Raw genomic sequence first — 13,285 nt, 5'->3', positions numbered from 1 at the left:
GATCGATCAGCCCCGGGTCAGCTTCTTGTAGGTGGCGCGGTGCGGACGGGCGGCGTCCGGACCGAGCCGCTCGATCTTGTTCTTCTCGTAGGACTCGAAGTTGCCCTCGAACCAGAACCACTTGGACTCGCCCTCGTAGGCGAGGATGTGCGTGGCCACTCGGTCCAGGAACCACCGGTCGTGGGAGACGACCACGGCCGCACCCGGGAACTCCAGCAGGGCGTTCTCCAGGCTGGAGAGGGTCTCGACGTCGAGGTCGTTGGTCGGCTCGTCGAGGAGCAGCAGGTTGCCGCCCTGCTTGAGGGTGAGCGCGAGGTTCAGACGGTTGCGCTCACCGCCGGAGAGCACCCCGGCCGGTTTCTGCTGGTCCGGCCCCTTGAACCCGAAGGCCGAGACGTAGGCGCGGGACGGCATCTCGACCTGGCCGACGTTGATGTAGTCCAGCTCGTCGGAGACGACGGCCCACAGCGACTTCTTCGGGTCGATGTTCTCGCGGCTCTGGTCGACGTAGGAGATCTTGACCGTGTCGCCGACCTTGATGGCGCCGGAGTCCGGCTGCTCGATGCCCTGGATCATCTTGAACAGGGTGGTCTTGCCGGCGCCGTTCGGGCCGATGATGCCGACGATGCCGTTGCGCGGCAGGGTGAAGCTGAGGTCGTCGATGAGCAGCTTGTCCCCGAAGCCCTTGCTGAGGTTGCTGACCTCGACGACGACGTTGCCCAGGCGCGGGCCCGGCGGGATCTGGATCTCCTCGAAGTCCAGCTTCCGCATCTTGTCGGCCTCGGCGGCCATCTCCTCGTAGCGGGCCAGACGCGCCTTGGACTTGGCCTGCCGCCCCTTGGCGTTGGACCGCACCCACTCCAGCTCTTCCTTGAGCCGCTTCTGCCGCTTGGCGTCCTTCTGGCCCTCGACCTTGAGGCGGGCGGCCTTGGTCTCCAGGTACTTGGAGTAGTTGCCCTCGTAGGGGTAGAGGCGACCGCGGTCGACCTCGCAGATCCACTGGGCGACGTTGTCGAGGAAGTACCGGTCGTGGGTGACCGCGACGACGGTGCCCGGGTACTTCGCCAGGTGCTGCTCCAGCCAGTTCACCGACTCGGCGTCGAGGTGGTTGGTGGGCTCGTCGAGCAGCAGCAGGTCGGGCTGCTCCAGCAGCAGCTTGCACAGCGCGACGCGGCGACGCTCACCACCGGACAGGTTGGTGACGGGCCAGTCGCCGGGCGGGCAGCCCAGGGCGTCCATGGCCTGCTCCAGCTGCGCCTCGAGGTCCCACGCGTTGGCGTGGTCGAGGTCCTCCTGGAGCTTGCCCATCTCGTTCATGAGCTCGTCGGTGTAGTCGGTCGCCATCTGCTCGGCGATCTCGTTGAACCGGTCGAGCTTGCCCTTGATCCCGGCGACACCCTCCTCGACGTTCTCCAGGACGGTCTTGTCCTCGGTCAGCGGGGGCTCCTGGAGCAGGATGCCGACCGTGTAACCGGGCGTGAGGAACGCGTCACCGTTGGACGGCTGCTCGATGCCGGCCATGATCTTCAGGATCGTCGACTTGCCGGCGCCGTTCGGGCCGACGACGCCGATCTTCGCCCCCGGCAGGAAGCTGGTCGTCACGTCGTCGAGGATCACCTTGTCGCCGTGCGCTTTGCGCGCCTTGCGCATGGTGTAAATGAACTCAGCCAAGAGAAACCGTCCGGCAGCTTGAAACTGGCAGTGGGCAGATACACCCCATCTTGCCGTACCGCCAGCCCTGGGTGGAAACGCGTATCACCGGGGGGCTCTGACCTGGTGCTTCGTGGTGGGCGGCTGAGATTCGACTGTCACTGTCGGTCGCCATTGGTCGGCGTCGGGCACTCTCGCACGGCCCAGAGACGGCCCAGGGGTGATCACTCGATGGCAGCATGGTGCGGGGTTGGGCCACCGTCACGGCGTGAAGGGCAGGGTTGACCGCCCTCACCGCTTGCATGACGTGGACGCACCGAAGCACCGGCACAGCCCGCCCACGCGAAAGCCTGTGCCTACCGGTTGATCGGGATCTCGTAGACGATCTCGCAGTGAGCGGCGGGCACGACGATGTCCGCCGTCTCGCCGCGCCGCCCCTGGTCGCTGTAGTACGTCCGCCGGATGTACGTGACGAGTGCAGCCTTCTGGATGCCCAGAAGTGATGCCTCCTCGGCGGTCGCCTGTCGCGGTTCCGGCTGTTCCACGGCGTGGCTGACGGTGACGCCGATCGCGGCCATGCGGTTCACGACACCGGCCCCGGCGTGCGGGCCTCCCTCGGGGAGAACGACGAGCGTGCCTGCGGTGAGGTCATACGGCTCCCCACTCGTCGACAGCTGCACCGGCCTGCCGTCGGCCAGGAACTCGTATGACGTCCTGACGCACAGGTCGCCCTCGGCGATGCCCAGCCGGGTCGCGATGTCGGCCGGGGCCGGCACCTTGGCATCGGTCCTGCTCTCCCAGTCACCCTGCTTGCCCAGGGCCTTCATGTCCGCACGGAAGGGCGACTTCTCGGGCTGCTCGCGCGCAGACGACCGGACGACCCGCACCCGCTGCCGGGGCTCGGCGACGTAGGTCCCCGATCCGGCGCGGCCCTCCAGCACGCCCTGGGAGATCAGCAGCTCCTGCGCCCGGCGGACCACGTTCTCGCCCACGCCGCACTCCTGGCCGATCTGTGCAGATCAGACGGTGGCGGCAGGTCACAGCGTAGGCCCTGCCCGTTGAGACGAGGAGTTCGAGGGGCTGATGGAGCCAGCTGCTGATCCGCCGCAACCGCACCACCGGCGAGGTGGCCTACTACCGCTGCTTCAGCCCGCGGCCAGTACCACTGCTCGCCCTGGTCCGCGCCGACGAGCACCGCGAACACCCAGCCCCCACCGGACTCATCGCCCTCACCTGCAACGAAATACAGCGACTACTCGCCATGCCCGCCGCATCCCCGAACGGCCAACGCGACCATCGCCTGCGCTGGTCTCTATGGCGTCGCCGACACCAGGCGCGCGCCCGCGACTGCCAATACCGCCGACGCGAGGCCACAACATGAAGATCCATAACTGCGGACGGAGTATCAATTGACCGACCTCAGAAGCAACCGGCCGAAGCCAGCCTGGCCCGAGGGCCTCTCAGGTCGCCGTCAGCGCCGCCAGGGCGCGGTCCATCGCGGCGTTGAACTCTTCCGGCGTCAGCGGCAGACGGGACTTGACGTCCCGACTCCACTGGTCGGCGAGGACCTCGGCGGAGCCCGCCTCAACACCGTCGAGCGCCGCGTCGGCCAGGTCCGACGGAGCGATCTTGTCCACGGGCCAGCCCGCCGCCATGTCGGTGTCGGCCAGGCCGAGGTGCACCGCCGTCACAAGCGTGCCCTGCTCGGCGAGCTCCAGGCGGACGCCGTTGGTCATGGCCCAGGCGGCGGCCTTGGTCAGGTGGTAGGCATTGGCGCCCTTGCCCCCGAACCACGACATGGCGGAGAGGACGTTGACGATCGCGCCCCCGCCGTTCCTGGCGAGCGCCGGCGCGAACTCCCGAATCATTCCCAGGTGGCCGAACATGTTGGTCTCCAGCTCGTGCCGCACCGCGTCCAGCGAACCGGTCACCAAGTCGGTCCCCGTACTGATTCCCGCGTTGTTGATGAGCAGCGAGACGTCCGGGGCGGCCTCGGCAGCGGCCCTCACGGATGCGGGATCGGCGATGTCCAGGGGCAGCACCTCGACCCCGGGCAGGTCCACGGTCTCCGGTCGGCGGGCCGTCGCGTAGACCTTGCGGGCGCCCCGTTCGAGCAGGCGCTGGGCAAAGGCGCGGCCCAGGCCACGGTTGGCTCCGGTGACAAGGGCAACTGAGTTGTTGATATCCATGACCGGTACGCTAAAACCTGACGTTGACGTCAGGGGCAAGTGCTGGTCGTCAGGACCGGGGTGAGAGGAATCACCATGACCGTCACGCAGGCCGCGGCCGAGCGGCTGATCCGCATCGGCGAGGTGGCGCGGGGCGCCGGCGTCTCGGTACGCGCCGTGCGCTACTACGAGCAGCAGGGACTGCTCATCGCTGAGCGCAGCCCATCCGGTCAGCGCCTCTACCGGCAGGACGCCATCACCCTGGTGCGCTTCTTCCAGCAGATGTTCACCGCCGGCCTGACCAGCCGAACGATCGCGGAACTCCTTCCGTGCTGGGACTCCGGGCACACCGACGCCGAGCAACGAGCCATGCTGCGAGCCGAGCGCGAGCGCATCCAGGCCAAGATTGACGACCTGCAGGCCGCCCTGGACCGCCTCGACGAGGTCATCGCGATCACGGACACGCACCCGTAGGCGCGGTCGGTCTGACGGCTCACCAGCGATCTACGGCTGGAGTACTAGTACTGGCGTGGCGGTGCTCAGGTGTTCGGTAGCCGTCTCCCTTTCCTCGCGCGGCCTTCATCCCGTGCGTCAAGGGAGAAGTCTGAGGCGTAGGTCGGCAACTGAAGCGTTATCGATCAAGATCAGCCAGGAATGCGGGCGACGATCCTCTCGATTGAAGACGCGAGGGTGCGATGCTGGTGACCGGCCCACGAGCTACCAAACCGCCACAATCGATCATCGGCGGCCGTTACCGGCGGCCTCCGAATCGATCAACGTCCCTGACGGTGCTGAACTGTCGCAAGCTGTTGGCGTTGGTCATCGCGAGCGCCCTCCAGGGCCCGCGGAAGGCCAGGGATGGCGCTGGCCTGTGAGCACCGCATCAGGAGTTCGATCACTGAGCTTCTTCAGCGTTGCCGCTCCAGGGCGAGGACGGCATTGGCGATTGACGTCATGCGGTTCGGGATGCACCGGGATCTGTGGAAGGTCCGCCAGGACTTCAGGCGTGCGACGCCGCGTTCGACCGGTGCCCGTGCCGCGGCCAGGGCCCGGTTGAGGGTCTTCTAGGTGAAGGGTGAGTTCTTGCAGGCCTGCGTTTGATGCCCGTGGTCACCCAGGGGCCACCGCCCTGGCAGGCGAGGTCGGCCAGGACGGGGACGCCCTGGCGCTCGCAGATGCGGATGATCCGGTGGGTGCGGGCCGCGGTCAGGTCGTGAGTCCGGCCCGGCAGCGCGGGTGAGAGCCACAGCAGCCGGCCGTCCGGATCGGTGACCACCTGCACGTTCACCCCGCGCCGACGGTGCTTGTGGGAGTAGTCGGCCCGGCCGTCGCCAACCCGGCCGCACTCGGCGAGGCGCCTTCCAGTAGGACGAAGTCCGCATCAGCCTCGCGTAGGACCTTCAGCAGACCTGGCGCGTGTTCGGCGAGCAGGTGGATGACCGTACTGGTGCAGGCGTGGGCGGTGGACTCGCTGATCCCGAACCCGGCAGCGATCTTCGCCAGGGTGGTGTGTTCGCGCAGGTACACCAGCGCCACCATCGCGCGTTGAGACGGGCGGAGCTTGCAGCGCCGGTCGCCCCTCACGGGTGACGAGCATGGTGACCCACTCCACGAGTGCCTGGGGCAGGTCGAGTGCGACAGGATGGATGACCAACGAGGCCCCCGAGCAGCGCGGTTGAGACGTCAGACATGTCGATCAACAGCGCGGGGGCCTCGCTCGTTGCGCTTCGCGGACCGTCACCTGATCGGTTGCCCGCTCGAAGAAGCTCACTCCTCGGTACTGCCGGGGAGTTGCTCGGGCACGATGGCCATGTCCGGCTGCCTAGGAGTGCTGGCGTCCGGCGTCGTTGATGTCACGTGTGGATGTCAGAACGGCGCGAGCGTTGTGCGCTCACTGGCACGATGGACTCGTGGTTCACCAGGAACGCATCACAGAGATCGCGGCTTACTACCGAGCGCTCGACGAGGGCGCCACTCTGCGGCACCACCTCCGCCACGCTGACGAGGAGGGTGGCCTCTGGTACATCGAGGCCGTACCCGACCGTGGCGACTTGATCGTCATCAAGCAGGCCGAGCTGACCTCCGCCGGCCTACTACACCGGTACAGCTGGGAGCATTTGGAGGACGAGCACGGCGGCCTGACAGACCAAGCGATCGATCCTGAACAGGATCCGCTGGAGGCCATCCCGGCCGAAGACTTCCAGCGCGTGTGGACTCGGTGAGCGGGCTGGACAACCATTTCAGGAGAGAGGCTGGGACGTACGGCAGGTGACCTGCGGCTTCGTTGGCCGAGCTAGCAGCCACGGATGTATCCGCCAGCCACCTCTGATGACCGCTGCTGACCCCTGCTCATTGCCCCGCTGTGGCACGGCGACCTCCTCGTCCCGAAGCAAATGGGTGACCGTCTGACCTTGGCTCGCTGTGTCTCTGACCATCTCCGATGGTCCGCAGGCGTCCACGCATGTCTGCCGCTGTCCGTCAGCGTTGTCCCGCAGTTGGGCACTCACCCCGTCGCGCCTCCTGGCTCGATCACTACACTAGGGATCCGACCCGCTGACCTCTCATCAAGGGTCTCTGTGTGCCGTCGTTGCCGCCAGCGCTAAACGGTGACATCGGCGATTGCGACTCGATGCAGGGCGGGTCCGGGCCGTCGGTGGTGCTCTCTGGGGTCAGGTTGCTGGAGGCTCGTCGGCGATGAGGTCCAGAAGTTGGTCGGGGGTGAGAGTGGCAAGGTCGACGGAGCGGTCTTCACCAACGAGCCGTACCGCCACCTGCTGAGCCCCAAGCTGTTGGGCGCGTTCGATGAGTTCGCTGGCGCGGCGCCGTTTGCGGATACGGTCAGCGATGTCCGCGACCGCGAGCATGGCCGATGGAATGGACACGACCAGGGCCGTCACCGAGATGGGATCGACGACCTTGGTGTTGGAATCGTTCGCTGGTTCCGCTGTCGGAGCTGGTTCGGGTTGGTAGCCCCAGCTCGAAGTCAACGCGGCGACGCTCTTCCCGGCAGTTTCGGCGTTCGCTCCGACAAACTCGATGATCATGCTTCCTCGTTTCCGTCGCCAGTGGCCCTCAGTAGCTCATCAAGCTGGTCGACAACGTCCGCGAAACCGATCTTGGCAGCGGCGGCTCGGCCCGCTTGAAACACCTGTTGGGCCTGCCCGTGTTGGCCCGCGGCCAGCAGGAGTTGCCCCAAAGCAGCCCCGACGACCGCGATGCCATCCGGCCGTTGAAGCTTCAGAAAGAGCTGAAACGAGGTGACCAGCCTCGGCACGGCCACGTCGAGATCCAGGCGACTCAGATCGATTCGCGCCAGGTCCCAATTGGCTGCCGCGATGCCGTCCATGTCGCCGAGCTGCTCATTGACTTCCAAGCGCTTGAGCTGCAGTTCGAGGGCCTCGTCGATCTCGCCCCGCTGCTCGAAGATGTAGGCGATCTTCCCCCAGGTGACCGCGACCGAGCGGGTATCACCGATCCGCTCGTACACCGGCAGGGCGATCTCACTGCGGATCCGCAACGCCTCGTCGACCTCACCCCGCTGCTCGAAGATTTCAGCGATCTTCCCCCAGGTCACCGCGACCGAACGGGTATCACCGATCCGCTCGAACACCGGCAGGGCGACCTCACGGCGGATCCGCAACGCCTCCTCGACCTCACCCCGCTGCTCGAAGATGTCAGCGATCTTCCCCCAGATGACCGTGGCCTCGCGGATGTCACCGATCCGCTCGAACACCGGCAGGGCGACCTCACGGCGGATCCGCAACGCCTCATCGACCTCACCCCGCTGCTCGAAGATTTCAGCGATCTTCCCCCAGATGACCGCGACCGAGCGGGTATCACCGATCCGCTCGAACACCGGCAGGGCGACCTCACGGCGGATCCGCAACGCCTCATCGACCTCACCCCGCTGCTCGAAGATGTCAGCGATCTGGCCCCAGATGACCGCGACCGAGCGGGTATCACCGATCCGCTCGTACACCGGCAGGGCGACCTCACGGCGGATCCGCAACGCCTCATCGACCTCACCCCGCTGCACGAGGATGTCAGCGATCTTCCCCCAGATGACCGCGACCTCGCGGATGTCACCGATCCGCTCGAACACCGGCAGGGCGACCTCACGGCGGATCCGCAACGCCTCATCGACCTCACCCCGCTGCACGAGGATGTCAGCGATCTTCGCCCAGGTGACGGCGACCTCGCGGGTCTCACCGGCGTCGGTGAACAGTTGGCGGGCCTGGTGGAGCAGGTCTTCGGCCTGGTCGGCCTGGCCGCGGGTGATCAGGCGGTTGGCGCGGTCGTAGAGGAGTGCGGCGTGGCTGGCCGGGTTGCTCTGCAGGTCGCTGGTCCCGGTCTGCTGGATGGCACGGTGGAGCAGGGCGTCGGCGCGGTCGCCGTCGCCGCTGGTGACGGCCGCGTCGGCGACGATCCGTAGCAGGTTGACAGGGACCTCGTGGTTGTGGTGGTCGAGGAGGGTGATCGCGTCGCGGCCGAGTTCGGCGGCGGTGGAGGCCGGGCCTTGCCGCAGGGCAGCCACGGCAGCGGCGGCGCAGTCGGCGATGATGGTCGGGTTGTCGGCGGCCAGGGCCAGTTGGGTCAGCTGTAGGTCCAGGTCGCTGCCGCGGGCGGGTCGGGGTGTGGCACCGCCCCATTGCGCATACAGCGGTTCGGCGGCCACGGTGGCTAGGGCGGCCCGCTCGTCGGGGGTGAGGGGGGCCAGGCGTCCGGCCGCGAGGGCATTGACGGCCAAGGCCGCGACGGCGCTGCGGTGCTGGTCGGGGAAGGCGTCAAGGAGCCCGAGGCCGCACAGGCGGGACGCCGATCCGCCGACAGCGTCGGCGAGGACGTCGATGACGGGTTGCGGGACCGGGACGGTGAACAGGGTGCAGGCCCGCAACAGGTCGCGGTGGGCGGGCCCGGCCTGGCTGAGGAGAGTGTCGAGGGCGAGGTTTTCCAGGAACTCGCCGATGTCGGCGTTGTCGGCTGGGAGGTCACCCTGGTGAAGGTAGGCCTCCATGTCGGCGACGGCGGCCTCGGCGCGGGCCTGGTCGACCTGGCTGCTGTAGACCAGCCGTAGGCCGATGAGGTCCTGCAGTCCGGGGTTGCCGCAGCTGACTTCCAGGGCCCGCTGGGCCAGGTCCGCGCGCCGGGCCTGGTACTCGGCCGGGGCGAGATCCTGCTGACGGCGTTGGAGCTTGCGCTGGGCCGCCGGCGACAGTGGCTGCAACTGGACCGGTTCCAGCCGGTCCTCCAGCCCGCCGAGAGTGAACGTGTAGCGGCTCGTGATCAGAAGTCGACTGTCGGTGATGGCCGGGTCGAACGCGGAGAGCGCGTCGGCGAACACGGTGGCGTGCTCGGGGTCGAGCCGGTGCGGGCCGTCAGGGTTGGCCGTCAGGATCTGTTCGAGATCGTCGATGATCAACAGGAGGGGTTTGCGGACGTCGTCGAGTTCCTGGGAGCACGGTCCGGCCAGCAGATCGATCAGCAGCGGTTTGAGACGTTCCGGCTGTTCGCGGACCTCGGCACGCCTGTTTTCGATGAGGGTGCGGGCGTCGGGGTTGGTGGTGACGGCGTCGGTGATGGCGTCGAGGATCGCTGTCGGGGTGTAGTCGCCGAACACGACCGCGACGGCCCGGTTGGGGTGACGGTCGGCGATCCGGGCGGCCAGGCTCGACTTGCCCAACCGGCCCTGCCCGTGGAGCAGGACCCCGGCCTTCTGCCCGCCGCGCAGGGCCCGCAGTGTGTGCTGCATCTCCGGGCGGCGGCCGACGAACATTTCCGCTGCCGCGACCGGCAGTTGGTGCTTGCGGTCCAGGAACGTCTTGGTCACATGGTGCGGGCGCACCATCTGGCGTTTGCGGTTACCCGCGACGAGCGGGCCGCCGCCAGCCGGCCCCAGCCACAGCCGCGCCAGGTGCCAGTCGGCGCGCTGGCGCTCATCGGAACAGGCCAGCAGGTGGCGGCGGGCGTCGGCGACTGCCTCGGCCACCTCGACACGGCGGCCGAGCTGCCGGTACAGGCGTTCGGCGAAACGAGTGGCGGCCCGGTCGCTGACCGAGCCGTCCCAGCCGATGACCGCGGGAATCCCCGCGGCCACCAGCCCGGTGGCCATCGAGTGCGCCACCGACACGCCGGGCTCGGCTATCGAACCGCCGCGGTGGCCGGCCCCGGCGGGAACATGCCCGGCCACGTCGGCACCGGTTGCGGTCAGGCAGGCCGACACGAACGCCAGCCGCGGCCGAGGAGTCAACAGGCCCACCAGCGCGTCCGCGCTCGTCGGGCACCCCTCCCCGAGATCATCTTCCATCAGCAGGACAGGGGTGGCGGGCCCGTCGGGCCCCGGGCGCCAGTTGTGCAGCCCGTGACACGACAGATGCACCACCGGCATCCCGCCGAGCTCGGACAGACGCAGACCAAGATGCTCGGGATTGCCGGAGTCCTCGACAACGAGATCAACGCTCGTCTCCCCGACAGCGTTGAGGATGGCCATCTCCTCGGCCTCGAAGTCCAGCTCGTGCTGGCCCCGCGGTGCCGAAGCCATGAAGGCCACCCCGAGCCGGTACCCGTCCAGGGCCTGCGCCGGACTCGGCTGACCGAGCCGACGCGCCACAGCGAACAACTCCGGCCCCTCGGCAAGAAACCCGCCCCCGGGGGCGGCCAGCAGCTCGTACGGGGCCCGCAGCAGCGCCCACGCCGCCGCGGAAGGCTTCGCCGACGCTCGCACCTCGAACACCAGCGGCGCCGACGCCTCATCGAGCAGACGCGTCAACTGGCCGAGGTCGCCATCGAGCCACCGATACAACTCGCGTCCCACCGCGAGCAGCGCCTGGTTTTTGGAGCCGCTGCGCACGGCATCGACATACTGGCCAGCGACGGCAGTGAGCAGCTCGGTATCAGCGGTCTGCAATAACCGACGAGGACCGACCCGCTCGCCATCAACGACCAGCTCAAACCCGTTGACGTCCACAACCAGCCCGGTAACCATACGTCATCTTAACGTCGCTGAACGCTACTTCAGGGCCCGAATGGTGAGGCAGCTACTCAATTGGGTCCCGCTCGACCCGGAGCTGTCGGTCGCGCTCCGCGACCACATGGAGTGCTTCCCGCCCGTCGAAGTGATGTTGCCCTGGCTGACCCCGACCGGCCCCAAGGTCACACACCGGCCCCTCTTCACGAGCGGCATCTGCGCAGCCATCTGGAGCCCGGCGTTCAACGACCAGGCGTGGAAACCCGCGCTCGCAGCCGCCGGCATCATCCCGGCCCCTGAGAACGGCGAGCGCTACGCCGCCGCCCGCGAGCACGGCATGCACGCCCTACGCCACTTCTACGCCTCGGTCCTCCTGGACGCCGGAGAGAGCAGCCTGAGCGGAAACGCGTACCGCTCGTAACTCTCGATCTCGACGGTGTGCGGCAACAGCCGCTCGACGCGGCCGACCACGCGCTCGGCACCGCGGCGGTCTGCCACGTGCGCAGAGCAGCGCCATCGGATCGTCTCGAACATGCCCACACTGTGGGGCTCTCGGGCTTTCCTGGCTGGGCGGATCTGATCTCAGGGGGCGCCGGACTGACCGGCACAGAGGCGGCCGCTGTGTCTGATCGGCGCCCCGTTCTGCTGCACGGAGTCCGGCATCAACCGCCGGTTCGTAGGCCGAACGCCGTCCCGGGGCGCCGACCTCCACGAACTCGGTGTCGAGCAGCTGCGGACGCGCTCGGGGCGCTCGCCCGGCTCACCTCGTCCATGCCCGGGCCTCCGGCGTCGGCGGCCGGCCGCTTTCCTGTGTCAGGCCGGACGCCCGCACTCTCCTGTCGAGCGCCCGGGTCACTCCCCGGCCGTCGCCTCCCTGCGCCGCAGCACGATCAGTGTCGTTCCGCCGATCAGGACCAGGCCGATGGCGACGCCAGCGATCAGGGGGGTGATGCCGGAGCTGCCCGTTTCGGCGAGGTTGGTGTCGGGGGCCGTGCCGCCCACGGTCGCCGGGCTCGGTTCGCTGAGGGTCTGGGTGGTGGTGCCGGTGTCGCTGCCGCGGGTCTGGCAGTCCAGCATGCCGGTGAAGCGCTTCTCGAAGCCGCCCGGGCCGTGGATCGTGAAGTCGTAGGCCTGGTCCTCCTGGATCGGGACCGTCACCGTGCGGGACTCGCCCGCGGCGATGGTGTGCTCCAGACCGGCCAGATCGAAGGTGAACGGCTCGTCGCCCTTGTTGGAGGCGATGATGTCGACGCCTCCCTCGGCGCAGTTCTTCGCCGCCGACAGCGCCGGGACCGGGCCCTGCTTCGCCCAGGTCGCCCCGGCCGTCGCGGACACCGTCGACTCGCTGGAACCTGCCAGGATCTGGGTCTGACTACGGCTCTCGGAGGCGAAGGCCCGGCCGACCGGCACGGTGGTCGAAGCCTGCACGGTCAGTTCCGCCGTACCGGCTGCCGCGTCCTCGGGCACGTCGAAGAACACCTGCCCGCCGTCGGGCGTGGAGGTGACGGCTTTGCCCTGCCTGTCGACGACCCGCACTCCGCTCGTGGCGGCGTCCGCGGGCGGGGTGACCGTCGCGCTGCCGGCGTTGGTGCGCACCGTCACCGGTCCGATCCGCTCCCCCGGCCGCCCGGAGACCGCGGGGGGCTCCAGGGTGAGCGAGGCACGGGGCTCGGGCAGATTGCGGGCGTTCTTCTCCAGGTAGTCGGCGAGCTGCTCGGCCTGCGGGTCGAGGGCATCGACCCCGATGTCGTCCGAGTAGCGCCAGATCGCCACCTGTGTGCCGGCCGCGGCGTCCTGCTCGGTCAGTGCTCCGCGCACGCCCGCCTTCCGCGCCAGCGTCGCGAGGTCGTTGACCTGCGGGTAGGAGTTCTGCAAGATCCAGCGGATCTTGCCGGCGTCCTTGTTGGCGCCCAGGGACGTGCCGCTCCAGGACGTCTCGTGGTACTTGGCGTCCCGCTGCGTGGGGTTGTGGAGGTCCACGCAGTACGTCTGCAGCATGCCTCCGCCGTCGACGGACATCTCGAACAGGCCCGCCGAGATCTCCTGGTCGCCGGTGCCGGCGTGTATCACGGCAGCGCCGTACGTCTTGAGGCCGCCTATCGTCGCGGCCGCGCCGCCCTGGTTGTGCGTCGTCTCGTCGGCCGCGGTGACCGGGCCGGCACCGGCCAGCCCGGCCGCGGCGGCGAGCCCGGTCAGCATGGTCGCGGTGGCGAGGCGGGCCGCACCTCGCCTGCGTACGAACAGCTCAGAGAACGAAGCAAACACCAAATTCCCCTTCGAGCAGGACCGTTGACGTGGGGGGACGGTCCCACCAGCAGAATCAGAGGACTCACAGGACACAAGAGTCCCGAGAGCCATGTCCGGCATCCTAGGGACGTGGGGGAGCCCGCCCGCCGGTCGGACGGTCGGACGGGTGATCCGACTCGGAATCGTTATCGCCAAGATCCCCGGCAAGCAGGGTGTATCGACAAATCAACCCCTGACCGTTCGGTGCGCACTCGTC

9 protein-coding genes and 2 pseudogenes are annotated in these 13,285 nt (G+C 68.3%); 4 read left to right on the top strand and 7 right to left on the bottom strand.

Annotation, left to right across the window (positions count from 1 at the left end; genetic code table 11):
- Positions 1–6 precede the first annotated feature (6 nt).
- Together ettA and BJ965_RS25155 are read right to left on the bottom strand one after the other, a co-directional pair.
- Positions 7–1,671, bottom strand: a complete 1,665-nt coding sequence (ettA, locus tag BJ965_RS25160; RefSeq protein ID WP_030835988.1) for an energy-dependent translational throttle protein EttA — start codon at positions 1,669–1,671, stop codon at positions 7–9.
- 335 nt (positions 1,672–2,006) lie between these two features.
- Positions 2,007–2,660, bottom strand: a complete 654-nt coding sequence (locus BJ965_RS25155) for a GntR family transcriptional regulator (RefSeq protein ID WP_313667783.1) — start codon at positions 2,658–2,660, stop codon at positions 2,007–2,009.
- An 80-nt stretch (positions 2,661–2,740) separates the two neighbouring features.
- On the opposite strand from BJ965_RS25155, the pseudogene BJ965_RS39510 reads away from it, so the two are divergent.
- Positions 2,741–3,031, top strand: a pseudogene (locus BJ965_RS39510) (IS701 family transposase); the annotation flags it as partial.
- A gap of 79 nt (positions 3,032–3,110) precedes the next feature.
- Here the strand turns inward: BJ965_RS39510 and BJ965_RS25150 are convergent.
- Positions 3,111–3,839, bottom strand: coding sequence for an SDR family oxidoreductase (locus BJ965_RS25150; protein ID WP_184911013.1), 729 nt, complete (start codon positions 3,837–3,839; stop codon positions 3,111–3,113).
- A 75-nt stretch (positions 3,840–3,914) separates the two neighbouring features.
- Between BJ965_RS25150 and BJ965_RS25145 the strand changes: the two genes are divergently transcribed.
- Positions 3,915–4,292 (top strand): MerR family transcriptional regulator, encoded by a 378-nt coding sequence (locus BJ965_RS25145; RefSeq protein WP_184911010.1) that lies wholly within the window; start codon positions 3,915–3,917, stop codon positions 4,290–4,292.
- 434 nt (positions 4,293–4,726) lie between these two features.
- Here BJ965_RS25145 and BJ965_RS25140 read toward each other — a convergent pair.
- Positions 4,727–5,472, bottom strand: a pseudogene (locus BJ965_RS25140) (transposase family protein).
- 256 nt (positions 5,473–5,728) lie between these two features.
- Between BJ965_RS25140 and BJ965_RS25135 the strand changes: the two are divergent.
- Positions 5,729–6,040 (top strand): hypothetical protein, encoded by a 312-nt coding sequence (locus tag BJ965_RS25135; RefSeq protein WP_184911008.1) that lies wholly within the window; start codon positions 5,729–5,731, stop codon positions 6,038–6,040.
- A gap of 447 nt (positions 6,041–6,487) precedes the next feature.
- On the opposite strand, the gene BJ965_RS25130 is transcribed toward BJ965_RS25135, so the two are convergent.
- Both BJ965_RS25130 and BJ965_RS25125 read right to left on the bottom strand, forming a co-directional pair.
- Positions 6,488–6,862 carry a hypothetical protein gene (locus BJ965_RS25130; RefSeq protein WP_184911006.1) on the bottom strand — a complete coding sequence of 125 codons (375 nt, stop codon included), beginning with the start codon at positions 6,860–6,862 and terminating at the stop codon, positions 6,488–6,490.
- A complete protein-coding gene (locus tag BJ965_RS25125) occupies positions 6,859–10,800 on the bottom strand; it encodes a CHAT domain-containing protein (RefSeq protein WP_184911004.1) in 3,942 nt (1,313 codons plus the stop codon). Before BJ965_RS25125 ends, BJ965_RS25130 begins: the two co-directional genes overlap by 4 nt.
- A gap of 40 nt (positions 10,801–10,840) precedes the next feature.
- Between BJ965_RS25125 and BJ965_RS25120 the strand changes: the two genes are divergently transcribed.
- The gene (locus tag BJ965_RS25120; protein WP_313667004.1) at positions 10,841–11,203 is read left to right on the top strand and encodes a hypothetical protein; all 363 of its coding nucleotides are present in this window, start codon (positions 10,841–10,843) and stop codon (positions 11,201–11,203) included.
- Positions 11,204–11,634: 431 nt separating this feature from the next.
- Here the strand turns inward: BJ965_RS25120 and BJ965_RS25115 are convergent, their stop codons facing one another.
- Positions 11,635–13,047 carry a Cys-Gln thioester bond-forming surface protein gene (locus tag BJ965_RS25115; protein WP_184911002.1) on the bottom strand — a complete coding sequence of 471 codons (1,413 nt, stop codon included), beginning with the start codon at positions 13,045–13,047 and terminating at the stop codon, positions 11,635–11,637.
- Positions 13,048–13,285 lie beyond the last annotated feature (238 nt).

Source organism: Streptomyces luteogriseus (assembly GCF_014205055.1).
Lineage (GTDB): Bacteria > Actinomycetota > Actinomycetes > Streptomycetales > Streptomycetaceae > Streptomyces > Streptomyces luteogriseus.
The sequence above is the reverse complement of the archived record's forward strand: the minus strand, read 5'-3'. Positions and strand labels throughout refer to the sequence as shown.